Origin of the sequence: Amycolatopsis sp. AA4, from assembly GCF_002796545.1 — a bacterium.
GTDB lineage: Bacteria > Actinomycetota > Actinomycetes > Mycobacteriales > Pseudonocardiaceae > Amycolatopsis.
This window is the reverse complement of sequence record NZ_CP024894.1, coordinates 6,659,530-6,678,195: the sequence shown is the minus strand read 5'-3', so window position 1 is coordinate 6,678,195 and position 18,666 is coordinate 6,659,530. Positions and strand designations below refer to the sequence as shown.

General features: G+C 69.6%; 20 protein-coding genes. 9 read left to right on the top strand and 11 right to left on the bottom strand.

Annotated elements, in window-relative coordinates:
- Nucleotides 1-101 precede the first annotated feature (101 nt).
- Nucleotides 102-563 (top strand): MarR family winged helix-turn-helix transcriptional regulator, encoded by a 462-nt coding sequence (locus tag CU254_RS30650; protein ID WP_037715317.1) that lies wholly within the window; start codon nucleotides 102-104, stop codon nucleotides 561-563.
- An 85-nt stretch (nucleotides 564-648) separates the two neighbouring features.
- Here CU254_RS30650 and CU254_RS30645 read toward each other — a convergent pair whose 3' ends face one another.
- From CU254_RS30645 to CU254_RS30635, 3 genes are all read right to left on the bottom strand, one after another.
- Entirely contained in the window at nucleotides 649-2,175 is a 1,527-nt protein-coding gene (locus tag CU254_RS30645; protein WP_009082401.1) for an AMP-binding protein, read from the bottom strand.
- Nucleotides 2,176-2,281: 106 nt separating this feature from the next.
- Entirely contained in the window at nucleotides 2,282-2,641 is a 360-nt protein-coding gene (locus CU254_RS30640; protein WP_100266934.1) for a VOC family protein, read from the bottom strand.
- The gene (locus CU254_RS30635) at nucleotides 2,638-3,462 is read right to left on the bottom strand and encodes a LuxR C-terminal-related transcriptional regulator (RefSeq protein WP_037715315.1); all 825 of its coding nucleotides are present in this window, start codon (nucleotides 3,460-3,462) and stop codon (nucleotides 2,638-2,640) included. Before CU254_RS30635 ends, CU254_RS30640 begins: the two co-directional genes overlap by 4 nt.
- Nucleotides 3,463-3,555: 93 nt before the next feature.
- Between CU254_RS30635 and CU254_RS30630 the strand changes: the two genes are divergently transcribed.
- Nucleotides 3,556-4,311 carry a hypothetical protein gene (locus CU254_RS30630; protein WP_037715313.1) on the top strand — a complete coding sequence of 252 codons (756 nt, stop codon included), beginning with the start codon at nucleotides 3,556-3,558 and terminating at the stop codon, nucleotides 4,309-4,311.
- Between the two features lie 39 nt (nucleotides 4,312-4,350).
- Here the strand turns inward: CU254_RS30630 and CU254_RS30625 are convergent, their stop codons facing one another.
- The 5 genes from CU254_RS30625 to CU254_RS30605 all read right to left on the bottom strand — a co-directional run bounded on the left by CU254_RS30625 (nucleotide 4,351) and on the right by CU254_RS30605 (nucleotide 9,241).
- The gene (locus tag CU254_RS30625; RefSeq protein WP_037715311.1) at nucleotides 4,351-5,406 is read right to left on the bottom strand and encodes an amidohydrolase family protein; all 1,056 of its coding nucleotides are present in this window, start codon (nucleotides 5,404-5,406) and stop codon (nucleotides 4,351-4,353) included.
- 14 nt (nucleotides 5,407-5,420) lie between these two features.
- Nucleotides 5,421-6,233: a pyrimidine reductase family protein gene (locus CU254_RS30620; protein ID WP_009082393.1), complete on the bottom strand. Its 813-nt coding sequence runs from the start codon at nucleotides 6,231-6,233 to the stop codon at nucleotides 5,421-5,423.
- A complete protein-coding gene (folP, locus tag CU254_RS30615) occupies nucleotides 6,233-7,102 on the bottom strand; it encodes a dihydropteroate synthase (protein WP_009082391.1) in 870 nt (289 codons plus the stop codon). Before folP ends, CU254_RS30620 begins: the two co-directional genes overlap by 1 nt.
- A 138-nt stretch (nucleotides 7,103-7,240) precedes the next feature.
- Entirely contained in the window at nucleotides 7,241-7,540 is a 300-nt protein-coding gene (locus tag CU254_RS30610; RefSeq protein WP_009082389.1) for a YciI family protein, read from the bottom strand.
- Nucleotides 7,541-7,720: 180 nt separating this feature from the next.
- Nucleotides 7,721-9,241 (bottom strand): PucR family transcriptional regulator, encoded by a 1,521-nt coding sequence (locus tag CU254_RS30605; protein ID WP_037715308.1) that lies wholly within the window; start codon nucleotides 9,239-9,241, stop codon nucleotides 7,721-7,723.
- Between the two features lie 161 nt (nucleotides 9,242-9,402).
- Here CU254_RS30605 and pucL point away from each other — a divergent pair, with 161 nt between their 5' ends.
- The 5 genes from pucL to CU254_RS30580 all read left to right on the top strand — a co-directional run bounded on the left by pucL (nucleotide 9,403) and on the right by CU254_RS30580 (nucleotide 13,912).
- On the top strand, nucleotides 9,403-10,275 hold the full coding sequence (pucL, locus tag CU254_RS30600; protein ID WP_009082386.1) for a factor-independent urate hydroxylase: 873 nt from the start codon (nucleotides 9,403-9,405) through the stop codon (nucleotides 10,273-10,275).
- Between the two features lie 37 nt (nucleotides 10,276-10,312).
- Nucleotides 10,313-10,801 (top strand): nucleoside deaminase, encoded by a 489-nt coding sequence (locus tag CU254_RS30595; protein WP_009082384.1) that lies wholly within the window; start codon nucleotides 10,313-10,315, stop codon nucleotides 10,799-10,801.
- Between the two features lie 175 nt (nucleotides 10,802-10,976).
- Nucleotides 10,977-12,419 carry an NCS2 family permease gene (locus CU254_RS30590; protein ID WP_009082382.1) on the top strand — a complete coding sequence of 481 codons (1,443 nt, stop codon included), beginning with the start codon at nucleotides 10,977-10,979 and terminating at the stop codon, nucleotides 12,417-12,419.
- An 18-nt stretch (nucleotides 12,420-12,437) separates the two neighbouring features.
- Nucleotides 12,438-12,815 (top strand): gamma-glutamylcyclotransferase, encoded by a 378-nt coding sequence (locus tag CU254_RS30585; RefSeq protein ID WP_009082380.1) that lies wholly within the window; start codon nucleotides 12,438-12,440, stop codon nucleotides 12,813-12,815.
- Nucleotides 12,812-13,912, top strand: coding sequence for a glycerate kinase (locus tag CU254_RS30580; RefSeq protein ID WP_050788317.1), 1,101 nt, complete (start codon nucleotides 12,812-12,814; stop codon nucleotides 13,910-13,912). Before CU254_RS30585 ends, CU254_RS30580 begins: the two co-directional genes overlap by 4 nt.
- Here CU254_RS30580 and CU254_RS30575 read toward each other — a convergent pair.
- Genes CU254_RS30575 through CU254_RS30565 form a run of 3 tightly spaced genes read right to left on the bottom strand, consistent with a single transcriptional unit; the run spans nucleotide 13,890 to nucleotide 15,692 of the window.
- Nucleotides 13,890-14,282, bottom strand: a complete 393-nt coding sequence (locus CU254_RS30575) for an NUDIX hydrolase (protein WP_009082364.1) — start codon at nucleotides 14,280-14,282, stop codon at nucleotides 13,890-13,892. The two genes, CU254_RS30580 and CU254_RS30575, sit on opposite strands and share 23 nt — an antisense overlap.
- The gene (locus CU254_RS30570) at nucleotides 14,279-14,980 is read right to left on the bottom strand and encodes an SDR family oxidoreductase (protein WP_009082362.1); all 702 of its coding nucleotides are present in this window, start codon (nucleotides 14,978-14,980) and stop codon (nucleotides 14,279-14,281) included. Before CU254_RS30570 ends, CU254_RS30575 begins: the two co-directional genes overlap by 4 nt.
- Nucleotides 14,970-15,692 (bottom strand): RraA family protein, encoded by a 723-nt coding sequence (locus tag CU254_RS30565; RefSeq protein ID WP_009082361.1) that lies wholly within the window; start codon nucleotides 15,690-15,692, stop codon nucleotides 14,970-14,972. Before CU254_RS30565 ends, CU254_RS30570 begins: the two co-directional genes overlap by 11 nt.
- A 607-nt stretch (nucleotides 15,693-16,299) precedes the next feature.
- Between CU254_RS30565 and CU254_RS30560 the strand changes: the two genes are divergently transcribed.
- Together CU254_RS30560 and CU254_RS30555 are read left to right on the top strand one after the other, a co-directional pair.
- Nucleotides 16,300-17,469 carry an EfeM/EfeO family lipoprotein gene (locus CU254_RS30560; protein ID WP_037715306.1) on the top strand — a complete coding sequence of 390 codons (1,170 nt, stop codon included), beginning with the start codon at nucleotides 16,300-16,302 and terminating at the stop codon, nucleotides 17,467-17,469.
- Nucleotides 17,466-18,665: a Dyp-type peroxidase gene (locus CU254_RS30555; protein ID WP_009082358.1), complete on the top strand. Its 1,200-nt coding sequence runs from the start codon at nucleotides 17,466-17,468 to the stop codon at nucleotides 18,663-18,665. Before CU254_RS30560 ends, CU254_RS30555 begins: the two co-directional genes overlap by 4 nt.
- The last annotated feature ends 1 nt before the right edge of the window (nucleotide 18,666 follow it).

Here is an 18,666-nt window from a genome sequence, read left to right as displayed (position 1 = left end):
GCAGCTCGTCTCGTTTCCTTGCTCAGCACATTTACATACCTAATGCTATGCACTTGCTGACTGGTATGCAACTGTCCTTACGCGGGCTTAGGATCAAGCGCATGAGCGGCTCTCCTGGGCGGACCCCCGCCGACCCGGTGCTGGACCAGATCGGCCCGGCGCTGTCCCGGCTGCGCCGGCGCACCCCGGCGTCGAACAAGGACCTGTCCCGCAATCTGGTGCTCAACGTGATCGCCGACGCGCCCGGCGAAACGACGGTCGGCGGCCTCGCGGTCGAAATGGGCGTCGCCCAGCCGGTGGCCAGCCGGACCGTCGCCGCGTGCATCGCCGACGGACTGCTGCGCCGGGCGGCCTCTCAGGCGGACGGACGTCGTACCGTGCTCGAACTGACCGAGCAGGGCGAGGCGGAACGGAATCGGTTCGCCGCGGAACAGCGGAAAGCGTTCGAGGAGATCACGGCTGCTTGGCCGGCGGAGGAGCGGGTTCAGTTCGCCCGGCTGCTGGCCAGGTACGGCGCCGATGCCGCCGAGTGGTCTCGGAAACGGGCGGCGAGCCAGGACTGACGCCGCCGTTGTCCGCGCTCGAGGATGGTGAGCGGTCGCAGTGCTCCTTCGGGCGCGGGCGAAGGAGCACTGCGACAAGCCAGAGTCAGTTCACCTGCCGGTCCTGTCCCTCCCAGAAGGGCTGCCGCAGCTTGAACTTCTGGATCTTCCCCGTCGCCGTCCGCGGCAGTTCGTCGAGGAACTCCACGCGCTTGGGGCACTTGTACCCGGCCAGGTGCTGGCGGCAGTGGGTGATCAGCTCGTCCGCCGTCACCTCGGTCCCGTCCGTCACCACCAGTGCCGTGACGAGTTCGCCCCACTTCTCGTCCGGGATGCCGATCACCGCGGCTTCGCGGACGGCCGGGTGCGAGTTCAGCGCGTCCTCCACCTCGATCGACGACACGTTCTCGCCGCCGGTGATGATGACGTCCTTCTTGCGGTCGGCGATGGTCAGGTAGCCGTCGGCGAAGGTGCCGCCGTCGCCGGTGTGGAACCAGTTGCCTTCCTGCACGCGCGCGGTCTCGTCCGGGTTTTCCCAGTAGCCGTCGAGGTTGTGGTTGCTCTGGGTGAGGACCTCGCCGTCCGCGTCGATCATGACGCGGACGCCCAGCGCCGGGGCGCCGGCGCGGCCGAGGAGCTTCGCCTGCTCGTGCGGGTCGAGATCGGCCCATTCGCTGCGGAAGCGGTTGACCGTGACCAGCGGAGACGTCTCGGTCAGGCCGTAGATCTGCATGAACTCCCAGCCGAGTTCCGCGCGCACGCGTTCGATGGTCCGGGTCGGCGGCGGCGCGCCGGCCACGACGATCCGGACCCGGTCGCGGCCGGGGATTTCGCCGTCCCACGCGGCGGCGCCGTCCAGGGCCGCGGTGACGACGGCGGGGGCGGCGCACATGATCGTCACGCCGTGGTCCCGCACGCGGCGCAGGATTTCGGTGCCGTCCACTTTGCGCAGCACGATGTGCCGTCCGCCGAGGCCGGTGACCGCGTACGGCATGCCCCAGCCGTTCGCGTGGAACATCGGGAGCGTGTGCAGCAGGACGTCGTTGTCGTTGAGCGTGGTGTGCAGGCCGAAAGTCGTGGCGTTGAGCCACAAATTGCGGTGCGTGAGCTGGACGCCCTTCGGCCGCGCGGTGGTGCCGGAGGTGTAGTTGATCGTGGCGGTCGCGGATTCGTCGGCCGACCACGGCCGCGGTTCGCCTTCGCCGCCCCAGATTTTGCCGTCGTCCTCGCCGAGAACGAACACGTGCTTCGCGGTTACGCTGTCCAGCAACGGTTTCAGCTCGGGGTCGAGCATCAGGACCTCGGCGCCGGAATGCTCGACGATGTAACGCACTTCGGCGGGCGCGAGGCGGAAATTCACCGGAACCAGGATGCGGCCCCAGCCGGATACGCCGAAGAACGACGTCAGCAGCCGCGCGGAGTTGTGCGAGACGATGGCGACGCGGCCGCCGGCCGGAACGCCGAGCGCGTCGAGGTTCGCCGCCTGCGCGCGGGCGCGGCGGGCGAGTTCGCGGTAGGTCACCTCGCCCCAGGACTGCGCGGGCTGGGCGGGCTCGTCCACCACCGCGATCCGGTCCGGGTACACCGTTTCGGCGCGGTCGAGGAAATCGCGGACACTGAGGTCATAGAACACGTGCCGATCCCTTCGCGTCAGCGGGCCGCACTGCCCGCGCGGGTGATTTTCGCTCGCCGCACTGAATCCGGCCACCCCACATGGAGGGTGTCCGAACCTCGGGACTTCAGAGGTAGTGGACGACGCAGAATTCGTGCCCCTCGGGGTCGGCCATCACCAGCACGACGCCCTCCCCGGGGTAGTCGTGGCGTACGCCGGTCCACTGCCCGCCAAGCTGTTCGATCTGCGCCCGCGCCTCGTCGACGTCGTCGACCTCGAGGTCCAGATGCAGCCGGACCTTGCCGCGCTTCGGTTCGGGGACCCGCTGGAACGTGAGACGGGGAGCGGCATCGAGCCGGGAGCCGACCGTGGCCCAGTCCGGTCCGTCCTGCTCCGCGGTAACGGGCCGGTCGAGAAGCGTGCTCCAGAAACCTGCCAGCACCTGCGGTTCCAGGCAATCGATCGTGACGCCGCTCAGCCGTCTCACGGGGCCCGCAGCAACCCGGCGGCCCGAGCCCGGTTCACCGCCTGTACCCGGTTCGACACGGCCAGCTTCCGCATCGCGTGCTTCAGGTACGACTTGACCGTATTGGGCAGCAGGCCGAGCCGGTCGGAGATCTCGTCGTTCGTGCAGCCCTCGCTGACCAGCCGCAGCACGTCGATCTCGCGCGGGGTCAGCGCGACGCCGGGCAGGTCCAGCTCCGGGCGCAGCCGTTCGCACACCGCGAGCAGCCGCTGCCGGGCGGTTTCGTCGGTGATCGACCCGGCGATCGCGGTGAGTTCGGCGTGCAGGTCGCCGCGTTCGGCCGCGGGGACGGCCGTCGGGGCGGCCATCCGGCGCTGCACTTCCTCTTCGACCTCGATGTCGCGTCCCAGCCGAGTCGCCACCGCGGTCGCCGCGTGCAACAGACGGTCGCCGAACGTGATGGACTCCCGGGACGCCGCGTACAGCACCGCGCGCGTGGTCTCGCCGACGCGCACCGGCAGCGCCACCATCGCGCGCAGCCGTTCGGGCGCCACCGCGTGGTCGTATTTGTGCGTGATGCCCTGCGCGCTGAGGTAGTCGACCACCGTCGACGGACGGGCGAGTGCCACCGCTTTGCCGCCGAGCCCGGCTCCGGTGTCCACCTGCACGTGCTGCAACGACCGGGTCATGGTGCCGCGCAGCTGGTCGATGACGTGCGAACGAGAAGCCGCCGACACCGGCCCGCCCATCGCGACCGGCAGTTCGGTGGCGATTTGCAGTGCTTTGAGCGCGCCGGCGACCAGGGGGCTGGCCGTCAGCGCGAGCCGGCCCGGAGGCGTCATGGGCACCGTCCCGCTTCACTCGACCTTGCTGGGTGGACGTCCACGTTACGCGTTGCGTCGCGTTCGGACTACTCGTGTGGTTCGGTGGCACACGTGGCAACCTCGGATTTCGATACCGTCGCCGACCGGCTCTACGCGGGTGAACCGGCCGACTTCGTCGCGGAGCGCACCGCGGCCGCCCGCGCGGCGAAGGAAGCGGGCGACGTCGAACTGGCGCGCCGGATCCGCGCCCTGCGCAAGCCGACCGCGGCCGCGGCGTATCTCAACCGCCTCGCGCGCGACGGTTCCGCTCCGCTGTCCGAGCTGGCCTCGCTCGGCGACAAACTGCGCGAAGCACACGAGCAGCTCGACGGATCCCGGCTGCGCGAACTGGCGCACCAGCGGGCGGAGCTGGTGCAGCGGATCATCCGGGAGGCGACCGGCTTGAGCGATACCGTCGAGCGCGAGGTGGAGGAGACGCTGGAAGCGATCGTCGCGGACGCCGACCTCGCCCGGCTCGCTCTCGCCGGACGCCTGACGTCGAAGGCCCGCCAGGACGCCGACCGCTGGCTGTCGCTGCCGACGAATCCCGCGCCCGCCAAGAAGACGCGACAGTCCGAAAAGGACCGGAAGGCCGAGGAAGAAGCCCGGGTCCGTGCCCTGGAACGGAGACAGGCGGTGCGGGCCCGGGCGGAGGCGGAGCGGAACCTGCAGCGCGCGGAGCGCACCGCCGAACAGGCCGACGAGCGGGTGGCCGAATTGCGGGAACGGCTCGCCGAGGCGGAACACCGCGCTGCCCGAGCGGCCGACGAACTGGCCAAGGCGCAGAAGACTTTCGAGGAAGCCGACGACGCGGTTCAGCGGTCCTGAGGACCTGTCCGACCGCGTGCCGGACAGCCCCAAGCCCGCTTAACGGGAGATTTCCGTCCCCGCGCACCACACCGCGCGAATGGCCCGCGTCGCCGCCAAATCAGCCACCGGGTCGCCCTCGACCAGCACCAGGTCTGCCCGCAACCCGAGCCGGATCTCGCCGCGGTCGGTCAGCCCGAACGCCTGGGCCGCGTCGACCGTGGCGGCGCGCAGGATCTCCACCGTGGTCAACCCAGCCTCGGCGAGCAGTTCGAACTCGCGGTGCAGGCTCGACCCGTGCGGGACCTCGGCCGGGGCGCCGGATTCGGCGTTGCTGTCGGTACCGGCGAGGATCTCGACTCCGGCAGCGCGCAGGGCAGCCACGTTGGCCACGAAATCCCCCGCCGCGCCGGCGAAGTACGGAAGCGCCGCCTCCATCATGGTGAGCGTCGGAATCGCCGTCTGCCCAGCAGTCTTCATCGCCGCGACGTCTTCCGCGGCGATCCGGCCGACCACCGGCACATGCGTCACGAACCGCGCGCCGGTCGCGACCGCCAAGTGGTACGCACCGGGAGTCGCCGCGTGCAGGACGGTGTCCAAACCTCGTACCCGCGCCGCGTCGACCAGCGCCTGCAGCGCCTCGGCGGGCGGCCCGCCGTCGCCGGGGGCCTCCGCGACGCCCTTGACGTAGTCGACGCCTTCCGCGACCCGCTCCTCGACGAAGCGGACCGCGGCGTCCGCGGTGGTGACGATCGCGGACGCGGGCATCCCGGGGATCCGGACGTGCATGCCGCCGGGGCCGATGGCGGGAGTGCCGGCGCTGCGGAAATCCGCCGGGCCCGCCGAGCGCAGCGCGGCCACCCGAGAAGCGGGGAAACACGCCATGTCCAGGCCGGTCGTGACGCCCCAGGCGGCCAGCGCGGCCAGCTGCGCGGGCTCGGTCAGGTGGACGTGGGAGTCGATGAACCCGGGCAGCAGCGTCGCCCCGGCCGCGTCGATTTCCCGTGCCCCGGCGGGATCGGCGCCGAGCACTGTCCCGTCGATCACGACGGTGCGCGGTTCGGTGAGCCCTCGCCCGTCGAAGACGCGCGCGTTGCGCAGAGCGGTCTTGGCCACGATCCCTCCCCGGGTCAGTGGACGCGATACCGCAAGAGTAGTGAGTTGTCGTCCACCAGGGCGGAAAGCAGTTCGAGCTGTTGCGGGTCGATGGCCGCGCCCATCGCGACGCGCGGCGCGTCCCCGGCGATCAGCATCGGCGCGACGGTCAGGCGCAGTTCGTCGACTACGCCCGCGGCCAGCAGCGACGCGAACAGGTGCGGTCCGCCCTCGCAGTCGATGCGGCGGAGTCCTCGCCGGGCCAGTTCGTCCACCGCGGCCCGCAGGTCGACGTCGCCGTGCCGGGGACGCGGGCGCTGGTCCTCCGGGTCCGCGTGCAGGGCCGGGTCGCCGGTGGCCTCGTGCAGGGTTGGGTCGCCTGTCCCGGCGATCAGGACATCCGCCCCGGCCGACGCCCACGCCTCGCGCAGTTCCGGATCGGTCGCCGCACTGGTGACGACGATCGTCGGCACCAGCGCCTTGGTGATCACCGGGGCGTCCGGCGGCAGCGAACGGCCGGTGCTGACCACGGCGATCGGCGCGATCGGGGCCAGCCCGTGCCGGCGCCGCCGCTCGGCGGTCTTCTCGTCCGGCCGCAGGCCCTCGAAGCCCTCGGCCATCGCGGTGCCCGCGCCGACCAGCAGGACGTCGGCGAGGTCGTTGCCCAGCCGGTAGACGATCCGGTCCGCGGGCGTCGACAGCCCGCCCGAGCGGCCGTCGATGGTGATCCCGCCGTCGGCGCTGGACACGAAGTTCACCGCGAGCCACTTCGGCCCGTCCGGATAGACGTAGAGCTGCTCGACGTCGGCCTCGGTGCGGTCTGAGTTTCCCGGAAAGATCTCGCGCATCAGACCGACCGTACAACGTTCGCCGGCGGCCGGGTGCCGACGATGCTCGCCACCATCTCCGCGACCTGCCGCGTTTCGCGGACCTGGTGCGCGCGGAACATCGCCGCGCCGTGCAGCGCGGACACCGCGGTGGCGGCGAGCGTGCCGATGACCCGTTCGCCGACCGGGAGGTCCAGCGTTTCGCCGATCACGTCCTTGTTCGACAGCGCCATCAGCACCGGCCAGCCCGTCGCGACCAGCGCGTCGACGTGCCGCAGCAGTTCGAGCGACTGGTAGGAGTTCTTCCCGAAGTCGATGCAGGGGTCGATCATGATGCCCTCGCGCGGCACCCCCGCGGCGAGCGCGCGCTCGGCCAGCGAGGTGGTGCCTTCGACGACCGCCGCCACCACGTCGTCGTACACCGGCCGGAGGGCTTCGGCGCGCGGCACGAGACCGTTGGTGTGCGAGCAGATGTAGCCCGCGCCGTGCTCGGCGGCGACGTCGAGGATTTCCGGTTCGACCGCGGCCCAGTTGTCGTTGACCAGGTCCGCGCCCGCGCGGCAGACCGCGTCGGCGACCTCGGCGCGGTAGGTGTCCACGCTGATCACCAGGTCGGGGAAGTTCTCGCGGGCCCATTCGACGGTCGGCACGACGCGGCGGATCTCCTCGGCCGCGGTGACCTCGGGGCCCTTGCCCGCGGGCACGCCGCCGATGTCGATCAGGTCGGCGCCCTCGGCGTGCGCGCGCCGGATGGCCGCTTGCGCGGGGGCTTCTTCGAAGGTCGCACCGTTGTCGTAGAAGGAGTCTGGGGTGCGGTTGACGATGGCCATCACCAGGGCGCGGTCACTGGTGAGGCGACGGCCTCGGAACACGAGGTCGGGCGTATGCATGCGGTCTCCCGGGCCGGAACGAAAGATCTCGCGTGATCATAGGCGAGTTCGCGGCGGGAGTACGTCCGGCAGGTGGCGGGCGGAAAGGTCCGGAGGCCACCTGCGTCCGGGCGTTCGGTCGATCTGCGGCAGTGCGGATCAGGAGGCGAGCGCCTCGTTGACGGTCAGGAACTCGCCCGCGGTGCGGGTGGCGGAGAATTCGATCACGCGGTAATGCGCGAGCCGTTGCAGGACGAGCGGATCGGTGGCGAGCACGGCGTCCAGCTTGCCGCGCAGGCACGGGCGGGTGATGATGACCTGGTCGGCGTCCTCGTTTCCTTTTCCGGAAACGAGGAACAATCCATGCGCGAACTGGCTTCGCAGCCACTCGGCGTGTTCGGCCAGCGCGTAGTCGACTTCGTTTCGAGGTGCTGTGTAGGACAGCAATGCGATGTACATGACCTCAGAGTAGGACGCTCGGTCGGATGGTGCATCCTCCTCCCGAGTGCCGTCGTCCTTCATCGAATGGTCAAGTATTCCCAATAACTCTTTACGGATAAGCGTACTGCCGGGATTTCCGTTACGGGGTACGGAAAATTCCGTGTCGCGGCGTTTCCGCTGGACATTTCGGACGGATGGTCAAGACCATCCCCAGTTCTGCGTGAAGCAGCCGGCCAGATAAAGATCCACGCGGTCGGCGAACCGGCTCGGATCGCGTCCGGTGAGTTCGCCGATCCGGGTGATGCGGTATCGCAGAGTGTTCACGTGCAAGTGCAGAGTGGCCGACGTCTGCGTCCAAGATCCCGAATGTTCCAGGAACGCCTTGAGCGTCGTTATCAATTCGGAACCGTGTGCCGCGTCGTACGCGAGTACCGGGCCCAGTACTTTTTCGCCGAATGTGCGGCGCAAGTCCTCCGGCACGGCGGCGAGCAGCAGCAGATGCGACGCCACTTCGTCGCCGGACAACACTGTCGCGCGGCCCGGGGTCAACGCGGCCAGCGTGCGCGCGTGCCGGGCTTCCTGCACTCCGGCGCGGAGCCCGGCGGCGTCCGCGGCCCGGCTGAGGCCGAGCGTCAGCCGCGCGGACCCGAGCGCCGGTTCGATCGTGTGCACCGCTTCCCGCAACGCCTCGGTATCCCGTGACGCGAACAGGCCGAACGTCTCGCCTTCCACGGTCGCCACCAGCACCGGCTGCCCGGTGGCCGAAAGCAGTTCCTCGACCAGCACCTGCGCGAGCCCCGGCCCGCCGCCGCGGACCTCGGCGGACAGCGTCGTCACCGGTTCCTGCGGCGCGAAGCCGGCGGCGGCCAGCCGGGACGTCAGCTCACCTGGTGCCGCGTCGTCGGAGAGCACCAGCCGCAACAGGGGTTCGGCCGCCCGGTTCTCGATGCGCCGGGCCTCGTCCATGCGGGACCGTTCGAGCCCGACCAGCGCCGCGAGTTCCAGCGCCAGCTCCCGGCGCGCGGACGGCCACTTCGCCGGATCGCCGTCCACCACGAGGAACCAGCTCGCGATCCGGTGCCCGGAGCGTCCGGCCGCGCCGAGCAGCGTGACCGGGCCGTCCTGACAGGGCAGCCGTTCGGCCCGCAGGAACCGCCGGGCCAGCGCGGCGCGGCGGGCGGCAGGCAGTTCCGGTCCGCCGGCCAGCTGCTGCCCGGTCGCGCTCAGCACGAGACAGTCCGTGCCCAGCTCCTCCGCGCCGGCCTTGACCAGCGCGGACAGTCCGTGGCCGGACGTCACCGCGGCCACCAGCCGCCGGTGCGAATCGCGGGCGGGCGCCGAGCGTTCCGCCGCCAGGCCCAGGATCACCCGCTCGGCCACGGTCGCGAACGAAACCGACACCGGCACCTCGAACAACGGCAGGCCGACGCGTTCGCAGGCGGCCACGAGGTAGTCCGGCACCGGGCCGCCCACCTCGGCGGTCCCGGCCCCGAGCGCGGTCACGCCCGCGGCGGCGAGTTTGCCGACGAACGCGTCCGCGTCCGCGGGCCCGGGCAGCCAGCGCAGGCCGCACAGCACGATCTCGCCGCCGTCGAGGTACCGCGTCGGATCCTGCAGGGTCGCCTGGAAGACGCGGCCGAACTCCCGGTCGCGCGCCTTCTCGCCCGCCAGCAGCCGCAACCCCAGCTCCGGGGTGTCGAGCAGTGCACCCAGCCGCATGCGCGCCTCCTTCCGCCCATCAGTACCGCACACCAGAGGGGTTTGGCGGAAACTACGAAAAACCGGCCCTTCGCGCTCACTCCTTTCGGTGGATCTGCCGTGGCCCGGGCCACGCCCGGGCAGGTGTACTCACTCGGCGAGCGAACGGAAAGGGATGACCAATGGCGATCGTTCTTGGCGACAACCGATACGGGAAGGCCGAAAACCGGCTGGTCCGCGTCGACCGGGACGGAGACGAGCACCGGATCACCGACCTCACCGTGAGCGTGTCGCTGTCGGGCGACATGAGCGACACCCACCTGACCGGGGCCAACGACAAGGTGCTGGCCACCGACACGCAGAAGAACACGGTGTTCGCCTTCGCCCGCGACGGCATCGGCGAGATCGAGGACTTCGCGCTGCGGCTGGCCCGGCACTTCGTGTCCAGCCAGGAGAGCATCCACCTCGCCCGCGTCGGGATCGTGGCCCATCCGTGGGAGCGGCTGCAGGTCGGCGGACGTCCGGCGCACCATTCGTTCGCCCGTTCCGGGGCGGGCACGCGCACCACCCGCGTCACCTACGACGGCGAGCGGGCCTGGGTGCTGGGCGGGGTCGAGGACCTCACCGTGCTCAACTCCACCGGATCCGAATTCTGGGGCTTCCCGCGCGACGAATACACCACGCTGGTCGAGGTCAAGGACCGGATCCTCGCCACCGCGGTATCCGCGACCTGGCGGTTCTCCGTCGAGGAGGCCGATTGGGCGCAGGCGCACGAAACCGCGCTCGCCACGCTGCTCGACGCGTTCGGCGGCACGCACAGCCAGTCCCTGCAGCAGACGCTGTACGCGATGGGCGAGGCGGTGCTGGAGGCCGTCCCGGAGATCGCGGAGATCCGGTTCTCGCTGCCGAACAAGCACCATTTCCTCGTCGACCTCGAGCCGTTCGGCCTCGACAACCCCGGCGAGGTCTTCTACGCCGCCGACCGGCCCTACGGGCTGATCGAGGGCACCGTCCTGCGCGACGACGCCCCGCCGGCCGGTCCGGCCTGGTCCTGAGCACACCGAAACCCGAGCTGTTGGGAGCGCTACTGTCATGACCGTGTCCATCGATGCCGACGTCGAACGCGCCTGGCTCGCCGAATGCGTGCGGATCGCCGAGAAGAACGTCGCCGACGGCGGCGGCCCGTTCGGCGCGCTCGTGGTGAAGGACGGCGAGATCGTCGCGACCGGCGTCAACCGCGTCACCCCGTCGCTCGACCCGACCGCGCACGCCGAGGTGGTCGCGATCCGCGCGGCCTGCCAGGCGCTCGGCACGTTCAGCCTCGCCGGATGCGTGCTCGTCTCCTCGTGCGAGCCGTGCCCGATGTGCCTCGCGTCGTCGCTGTGGGCGCGCGTGGACCGCGTGCTGTACGCGGCCGACCGGGACGACGCCGCCCGGGCCGGATTCGACGACCGGGCCTTCTACGAGCTTTTCGAGCATCCCCGCGAAACGTGGCAGACCCCGGTTTCGCGAGTGTCCACATCGGACGCTTTCGCCCCGTTCTCCGCCTGGCTCAACCGGTCCGACCGGATCGAGTACTGAGCCTCGGCGAGTGCTGAGGCCGGTCAGAATCGGCTTCAGCGTTCTCCGCCCCACCCCACCGGGCCACCCTCCCGGTGCTGACCGGAGCACCAGAAAAACGCAAACGTCCCGCCGCGCCGCCCCTTGCCTGTGCCAGGGGTGCGGTCCGGCACACCCACCGGCAAGGGGAGGACGCATGACCCAGGTACGCCTCGAAGAAGCGGTGACCTCGGCTCCCGGACCGCAGCGCAAGTCCATTGTGGAGCGACTTTTCGAAATACGCGCTCGCAACACCACCGTAGGCCGGGAAGTGCGCGGAGGGGTGACCACCTTCGTCGCGATGGCCTACATCGTTTTGCTCAACCCGCTCATCCTCGGCGCTTCCGCCGACATCACCGGCGCGAAACTCAGCGCCGCGCAAGTAACCACGGCGACCGCGCTCGCCGCCGCCGTGATGACTGTCCTCATGGGACTCGTCGGCAACGCGCCGCTCGCGCTCGCCGCCGGTCTCGGGATCAACGGCATCGTCGCGTTCCAGATGGCCCCGGCGATGACGTGGGCCCAGGCTTTCGGGCTGGTGGTGCTCGAGGGCGTCTGCATCGTGCTGATGGCGGTCAGCGGGGTCCGGGAACGCATCATGAACGCGATCCCCGGACCGCTGAAAACCGCGATCACCGTCGGGATCGGGTTGTACATCGCGCTCGTCGGACTGGTGAGCGCCGGGTTCGTGACCCGCATTCCGGACGCGGCGCACACGACTGTTCCCGTTCGGCTCGGCGTCGACGGCCATCTGTCCGGTTTGCCGATCGCGGTGTTCTGCTTCGGCCTCCTGCTGATGACCGTGCTGGTGTCGCGGAAGGTGCCCGGCGCGGTGCTGATCAGCATCGCCGCCGCCACCGTGCTCGCGGTGGTGCTGCACGACGGATTCGGCGTCGGCGATTGGGGTTTGACGACTCCGACGCTGCCGCATTCCGTGGTCGCGGCTCCCGATTTCGGGCTGCTCGGGCACGTCGATCTGTTCGGCGGATTCGCCAAGGCGGGCGCGCTGACCGCGACGATCTTCCTGTTCACCCTGGTGCTGTCCGGGTTCTTCGACGCGATGGGCACCATCACCAGCGTGTCGGCCGAGGCCGGGCTGTCGAAGAACGGCCGGGTGCCGCGGATGGGCCGGATCCTGTTCGTGGACGGGGCCGGGGCGATCGCGGGCGGGGTGTCCGGCTCGTCGCCGAACACCGTGTTCCTGGAGTCCGCGGCCGGCGTCGGGGAGGGCGCGCGGACCGGGCTGGCGAGTGTCGTGACCGGGCTCTTGTTCGGGGCGACGCTGCTGTTCACGCCGATCGCGGGCATCGTGCCGGCGCAGGCCGCCGCACCGGCGCTCGTGGTGATCGGCGGGATGATGGTGGCGCAATGCCGCAACATTCCGTGGAACGACCCGGATTACACGATCCCGGTGTTCCTGACGGTCGCGCTCATTCCGTTCACCTACTCCATCACCAACGGCGTCGGCGCGGGCCTCATCGCGTTCGTGCTGATCAAGACCTTCCGCGGGAAGTGGCGTGAAGCGGGGTGGATCCTCACCGTGCTCGCGCTCGTGTTCACCGTCTACTTCGGAATCGACGTGGTGAAGGCGATCCTCTGAGAGAAGAAAGGGACCACCATGCCTCTGATGTTCCTCAACGGCGGCGCGATGCGCGGCGAACCTCTGCACCATCTGCTCGACGGCGCTCCGCTGGTGGCCGAAACGACCACGGCCGCGAAGTACCGGTTCTATTCGGTGGGCGGGCAATGCCCGGCGCTGGTCCCGGTGGCGCACGGCGGCGCGGCGATCTCCGGCGAGGTCTACGACCTCACGCTGGACCAGCTGCGCGACCGCGTGCTCCCGTCCGAACCGCCGGAGCTGGAGCTGGGCGTGATCGAACTGGCCGACGGCAGTTCGGCGTTCGCGATGCTGCTGCGGCGGCCGCAGACCTCGCACGTGCAGCTGCGGGACATTACGGAAATCGGCGACTGGCGAGCGTTCAAGGCCGCGGCGTGACGGTTCTGGTCGCTCCGGACAAGTTCAAGGGCTCGCTCACCGCGGCGGAGGTCGCGGAGGTGGTGGCCGCGGCGTTCGCCGAGGTCGCGCCGGGCGAGCCGGTGCGGCAGCTGCCGGTGGCGGACGGCGGCGACGGCACCGTCGCCGCCGCCGTCGCGGCCGGGTTCCAGCGGGTTCCGGTGCGGGTGTCCGGGCCGACCGGCCGCCGGATCACCGCGTACTACGCGCTGCGCGGGACGGTCGCCGTCGTCGAACTGGCGGAGGCGTCCGGCCTGCACCGGCTGCCCGGCGGGCGGCTGGAGCCGCTGACCGCGTCGAGCTACGGCACGGGCGAGCTGATCGCGGCCGCCCGTGCCGCCGGGGCGACGCAAATCGTGCTCGGGGTCGGCGGCAGTGCTTGCACCGACGGCGGCGCTGGGTTGCTGACTGCGCTGGGTGCGCGACTGCTCGACGCGTCCGGTGCGCAGCTTCCGCCCGGCGGCGCGGCCTTGGCGGAGTTGTCCACAGTGGATTTGTCCGCACTGCCCGAAGTGGACATTGTCCTGGCGTCCGATGTGGATAACCCGTTGCTGGGCGTGGACGGCGCGGCCGTGGTGTACGGGCCGCAGAAGGGTGCTGGACCCGCCGAGATCGCGTTGCTGGAACGCGGGCTGACCCGGTGGGTTGAAGTGATGGGCTCCGCGCACGCCACCACCCCGGGCGCCGGCGCGGCAGGCGGCGTCGGGTTCGGTGTGCTCACCGGACTCGGCGCCCGCATTCGGCCCGGCATCGAGTTGTTGCTGGAGTTGCTGGGTTTCCCGGCCGCGGCCCGGGACGCCCGGCTCGTCGTCACCGGCGAGGGTTCGCTGGATACCCAGTCGCTGCACGGAAAAGCGCCGGTGGGCGTTCTCCGCGCGGCGGGCGGCACACCGGTCGTCGCGTTGGCCGGGCGGTGCCTGCTGTCCGCACCGGAATGGCGGGAAGCGGGCTTCGCCGGGGTGTACGCGCTGACCGACGTCGAACCGGACGAGCACCGGTGCGTGGCGGAGGCCCGGTCGTTGCTGCGCGAGCGGGCCGCACAGCTGGCTCGGGATTTCAGCCGAGCAATACCTGCCTGACGTGGTCGGACAGGGGGAGTCCGGCCGCGTCGGCGGGGGTCAGCCAGCGGTGGTCGTCGTGTTCGGCCGGGTTGAGCTGAAGGTCGCCGAGGAATTCCGGGTGCGCGTCGTAGTAGGCGGCGTGCACGGTGAACGGTTTGCCGGTGCGGTCCGGCCAGGATTGGCGGACCCGTTCCCCGGCGAGCTGTACGCGCAGCCCGGTTTCCTCGGCGACTTCCCGTACCGCGGTGGTCTCCGGGGCTTCGCCGGGTTCGACGGTGCCGCCGGGGAATTCCCAATGCCCGCCGAGGAAAGTCCCCGGCGCGCGGCGGATCAGCAGCACGGTTTCGCCGCGGCGGAGCAGGACGTACGCGAGATGTTTGTCGTTCATGCCGCTCCTCCGTTGGCGACGAGGACTTGTCCGTTCACCCAGCCGCCTTCCGGTCCGCAGAGGAACGCGACCAGACCCGCGCAGTCGCGTGGGGTGCCGATCCGGCCCAGCGGATTGTGCCGGGCGAACGCTTCGCGGTCGGCTTCGGGGATCCAGCCGGTGTCGGTCGCGCCCGGGTTCACCGCGTTCGCCGTGATGCCGAGGTGGCCTAGTTCTCCCGCTGCGGCGAGGGTGATCCGGTCGAGCGCGCCTTTGCTTGCTCCGTAGGGCAAGTTGTGCACTACGTGGTCGCTGGTCAACGTTACGATCCTCCCTGCACCGCGGGGTCCGCGGTAGCGTTGGGCGAACTCTCGGATCAGCAGCCAGCTTGCGCGGGCGTTCACCGCGAAGTGCCGGTCGAAACTGTCCACTGTGGTGTCGAGCAGGCCGGAATCCACGGACTCGCAGTGGGCGAGCACGAGCGCTTGGACGTCGTCGTCGATCTGGTCGAACAGTCTCGCCGGGGTTTCCGGGTCGGCCAGGTCGGCTTCGATGCCCTCGACGGTCTCGTCGGGGCCCCACGGCATCCGGCGGTCGTAGTCGGACCAGCGGGTGGTGACGACGTTCCAATCGTCTTCCTTCAGCCGGGCGGCGATCGCGGCGCCGATTCCGGCTTTCCGGCCGACTCCGGTGATCAGGGCGGTTTTCTTACTCTTCAATGGCGCTGTCTTTCGCGCGGAGGTGCTGCCGGAAGGTGTAGGACGGGTCCTTTTCCCGGAGGGTCAGGAATTCGCTGAACCGGACCTGTTCGCGGAGGGTGACGCCGTCGCGGATCTTCGCCGCTTGCCGGTGTTCGGTGTCGCGAATGGATTCGGCTAGCCGGAATACTTCCTCGGCTTGGGCGGCTGGGATGAAGAGGACGCCGTCGTCGTCGCCGAAGACCAGGTCGTCGGTGGTGACGGTCCATTCGCCGACGGTGGCGGCATCGAGGGCGTCGGCGGCGCGGTCGTTGAGGTGCAGGGGGCCGGTGGAGAGGGAGCCCAGGCTGTAGACCGGGAGGCCGATTTCGCGGAGTTCGGCGGTGTCCCGGTGCAGGCCCCAGATGACTATGCCGCTCAGTCCGGCTGCCGCTGCTTCGGCGGTGATGAGGTCGCCTACGCAGCTCTCGTCCAGGCGGCCTCGGTTGTCTACTACCAGGACGTCGCCTGGGCGGGCGGTGGTCAGGGCTTCCAGGAAGACGTCGACACTGCCGGAGTGTCTGGCTGGGAGGACTCTGCCGGAGAGCTTCTGGCCTGGGGTTATTGACCTGGTTCCGGCTGGGGCGCAGCGGACGGTCAGGCGGGCGCGGAGGCAGCCGTCTGCCAGGTGGGCGGTGGTTAGGGTGGTGAAGCGGTGGGTCAGGTCGCTGGGGGTCAGATCGCTGTGGGTCATGGGGTCGCCCTTCGTTGCGGGGGTGTTCGGCTCGTCGCCCTGGCGGGCGACATTGCTTTTGGGGGGTTGCGTGAGGCACCCCGAAGTTTCATTGTGCTGACGGGCGGTGGGTGCTTGTCAAGGCGGGAAAGATGCCTTGACAAGCACCCACCGCCCGCAGGGAGGCTTCGTATCGGGGTTGGGGGAGGGGTGGGTGCCCCCGGTCGTTGGGTGCATCGGCGGCGGTTTTAGAGGTGGGGCTTGCGCCCCAATGTGGCATTGGGTGCATGCGATGCAACGAACGCCACATTGGGTGCGTCTGACGCACCCAATGCCACATTGGGGCGCATCCCGGGGTGGTGGCGGGCGGGTCGTGAGGGGAACCCTGAGGGACTCTGAGTACGTGAAGGTGGCCCTCATGGACTCCGGGGGTCCGCGAAGTCACATATGCGGCGAAACGGGCTGGGGTCGCTGAGTGCTTTGGTGGCTATATCCCTTTTCTTCCGTTGGCTGGTTGAAGTCCTGGTGAATTCCCGGGTAGGTGACGTTCTCGACCAGGGTTTCTTCACTTTCCGCACGCATAATTCCGTTCCGGGTAGTCCGAACGTGTGCAAGCAGGAGGAAAAGAGTGCCGGGGGTTGGGCGTGCCCGCTGGATTGGCGGCGGGGTCGCGATTGCGGTCGTGGCGGGGGGTGTCGCGTTCGCGGTGTGGCCCGACGGGGCTTCGGCGCAGGATCCGGAGATCCAGATTTCCCGGTCGGCTTGCGGGCAGGGCTGGGCGGATCCTCGGCCGGGGGTGCAGACTTTTCACCTGCACAACACCGGATCCGTGACTTCCGAGGTCGATCTGATCGATCCGGCGACCGGGGTGGTTTACGGCGAGGTCGAGGGGCTGGGCAGTGGCACTACCCGGCCGTTGCAGGTGACGCTTGGCAATGGGACGTACGCATTCCGTTGTCTCCCGGAGGATTCGTCGGCGATTGTCGGGCCTGCTGTCACAGTGAGTGGCGGGGCCGAGCGTGGTCCGGGGGTCGCACCGGTGACGCAGAATGATCTGCTCGGGCCGTTGAAGTCCTATCAAGCGCAGGTGACGCAAGGGCTCGACCAGTTGGCCGCGGACGTGGGCAAGGTGAAGGACGCCATTCGCGGCAACGATCGCGGGGCGAGTCAGGTGGCTTGGCTGGCCGCGCATCTGGACTACGAACGTCTTGGCGCGGCTTACAACGCGTTCGGGGACTCGGACAAGGCCATCAACGGGACCGCGGACGGTAAGCCGGACGGTATCAAGAGCCCTGATTTCACCGGGTTCCATCGGATCGAATCCGGATTGTGGCACAACGAAGATCTCGCCGCCCTGGTCCCGGTGGCCGATCAGCTGGACAGCGACGTGCAGAAGCTCCGCAAGTCCTTTGCGGACAGTCAGGTCAATCCGAACGACCTTGGCTTGCGCGCGCACGAGATCGTGGAGAACACCCTGCAATTCGAACTGACCGCCCGCACCGATTACGGCAGCGGCACCAACCTCGCCACGGCTCGGGCGAATCTCGATGGGACGCAAGCGGTTCTCGATGTGCTGCGTCCGGTTCTCGCTCCGCGTTATCCGGCACTGTCCAAGGTGGACAAGTGGATGGAACGCACCAAAGCCGCCCTGGACAGTGCGAAGAAGCCGGACAACTCGTGGACGCCGGTAAGCCAACTGTCCGCGGTGCAGCGGCAGAAGCTCAATGCCGACGTCAGCGAATTGACCGAGCTGCTCGCTCCGATCGCGGCTATCGCGGAGCCGAGGAGGATCTCGTGACCACGGAATCCTCTCGACGGTCCTTCCTGCGTCGCACCGTTGTCGGCGCGGGCATCACCGCTGCGGCCGGGATTGGGGTGACGGCTAGCGCCAGCGAAGAGTCACCGGCCACCGTGCCGTTTCACGGGCCCCGGCAGGCGGCGATTCTCCGGCAGCCACCGGCACAAAGCATCATCGCGTCCTTCGACGTGGTCGCCGAGAATCGCGCCGAATTGACCCAGCTGTTCCAGGAGATCACCGACCGAGCGCGGTTTCTTACGAATGGCGGTGCCCCGGCCTCGCTCGGCATTACCGCGCCACCCGCTGATTCCGGCGTGCTCGGTCCGGTTGTGCCGCACAGTGATCTCGGTGTGATTGTCGGCGTCGGATCGTCCCTTTTCGACGGACGCTACGGGCTGGCCGACCGCAAGCCCAAGAAGCTCAAGCCGATGACCATGTTCCCCAACGACGCGCTCGACGCCTCGCAGTGCCACGGCGACCTGTCGCTCACGTTGTCCGCCAGCGACACCGACACCGTGTTGCACGCGCTGCGCGACCTGACTCGCGCGACCCGCGGCGGAATGCAGTTGCGCTGGAAGATCAACGGCTTCAGTTCGCCGTCGAGGCCGTCCGGCACGCCGCGCAACCTGATGGGGTTCAAGGACGGCACCGCCAACCCGGGAGCGTCCGAAATGGACCGGCTGGTGTGGGTGTCCGGGGCGGGCGAGCCCGCGTGGACGACCGGCGGCAGCTACCAGGTGATCCGGCTGATCCGGATGCTGGTGGAATTCTGGGACCGGGTCTCGATCACCGAGCAGGAGAACATGTTCGGCCGCCGCCGCGACACCGGTGCGCCGCTGGACGGGGCATCCGAACAGGACGAACCCCGCTACGCCGACGATCCGATCGGCACCGTCATCCCGCTCACCAGCCACATCCGCAAGGCGAACCCGCGCACCCCGGAGACCGACGGACAGCGGATCCTGCGCCGCGCGGTCAACTACGACCGCGGCGTCGACGCCAACGGCAACCTCGACATGGGCCTCGTTTTCACCTGCTACCAGCAGGATCTCGAGCGGCAGTTCGAAACCGTGCAGAAGCGGCTGATCGACGAACCGCTCGTCGACTACATCTCCCCGTTCGGCGGCGGCTACTTCTTCGCGCTGCCCGGCGTCACCGGTCCCGGCGACCACTTCGGCCGGGCGCTCCTCGCCTGAG

Bases quoted from the DNA above. Each gene is read 5' to 3' on its own strand.
- CU254_RS30635 (WP_037715315.1), bottom strand. From the start codon at position 3,462: ATGACGCCTCCGGGCCGGCTCGCGCTGACGGCCAGCCCCCTGGTCGCC.
- CU254_RS30585 (WP_009082380.1), top strand. From the start codon at position 12,438: ATGCCTCTGATGTTCCTCAACGGCGGCGCGATGCGCGGCGAACCTCTG.
- CU254_RS30620 (WP_009082393.1), bottom strand. From the start codon at position 6,233: ATGCGCGAGATCTTTCCGGGAAACTCAGACCGCACCGAGGCCGACGTC.
- folP (WP_009082391.1), bottom strand. From the start codon at position 7,102: ATGCATACGCCCGACCTCGTGTTCCGAGGCCGTCGCCTCACCAGTGAC.
- CU254_RS30650 (WP_037715317.1), top strand. From the start codon at position 102: ATGAGCGGCTCTCCTGGGCGGACCCCCGCCGACCCGGTGCTGGACCAG.
- CU254_RS30605 (WP_037715308.1), bottom strand. From the start codon at position 9,241: ATGCGGCTGGGTGCACTGCTCGACACCCCGGAGCTGGGGTTGCGGCTG.
- CU254_RS30575 (WP_009082364.1), bottom strand. From the start codon at position 14,282: ATGAACGACAAACATCTCGCGTACGTCCTGCTCCGCCGCGGCGAAACC.
- CU254_RS30610 (WP_009082389.1), bottom strand. From the start codon at position 7,540: ATGTACATCGCATTGCTGTCCTACACAGCACCTCGAAACGAAGTCGAC.
- CU254_RS30565 (WP_009082361.1), bottom strand. From the start codon at position 15,692: ATGACCCACAGCGATCTGACCCCCAGCGACCTGACCCACCGCTTCACC.
- CU254_RS30590 (WP_009082382.1), top strand. From the start codon at position 10,977: ATGACCCAGGTACGCCTCGAAGAAGCGGTGACCTCGGCTCCCGGACCG.
- pucL (WP_009082386.1), top strand. From the start codon at position 9,403: ATGGCGATCGTTCTTGGCGACAACCGATACGGGAAGGCCGAAAACCGG.
- CU254_RS30595 (WP_009082384.1), top strand. From the start codon at position 10,313: ATGACCGTGTCCATCGATGCCGACGTCGAACGCGCCTGGCTCGCCGAA.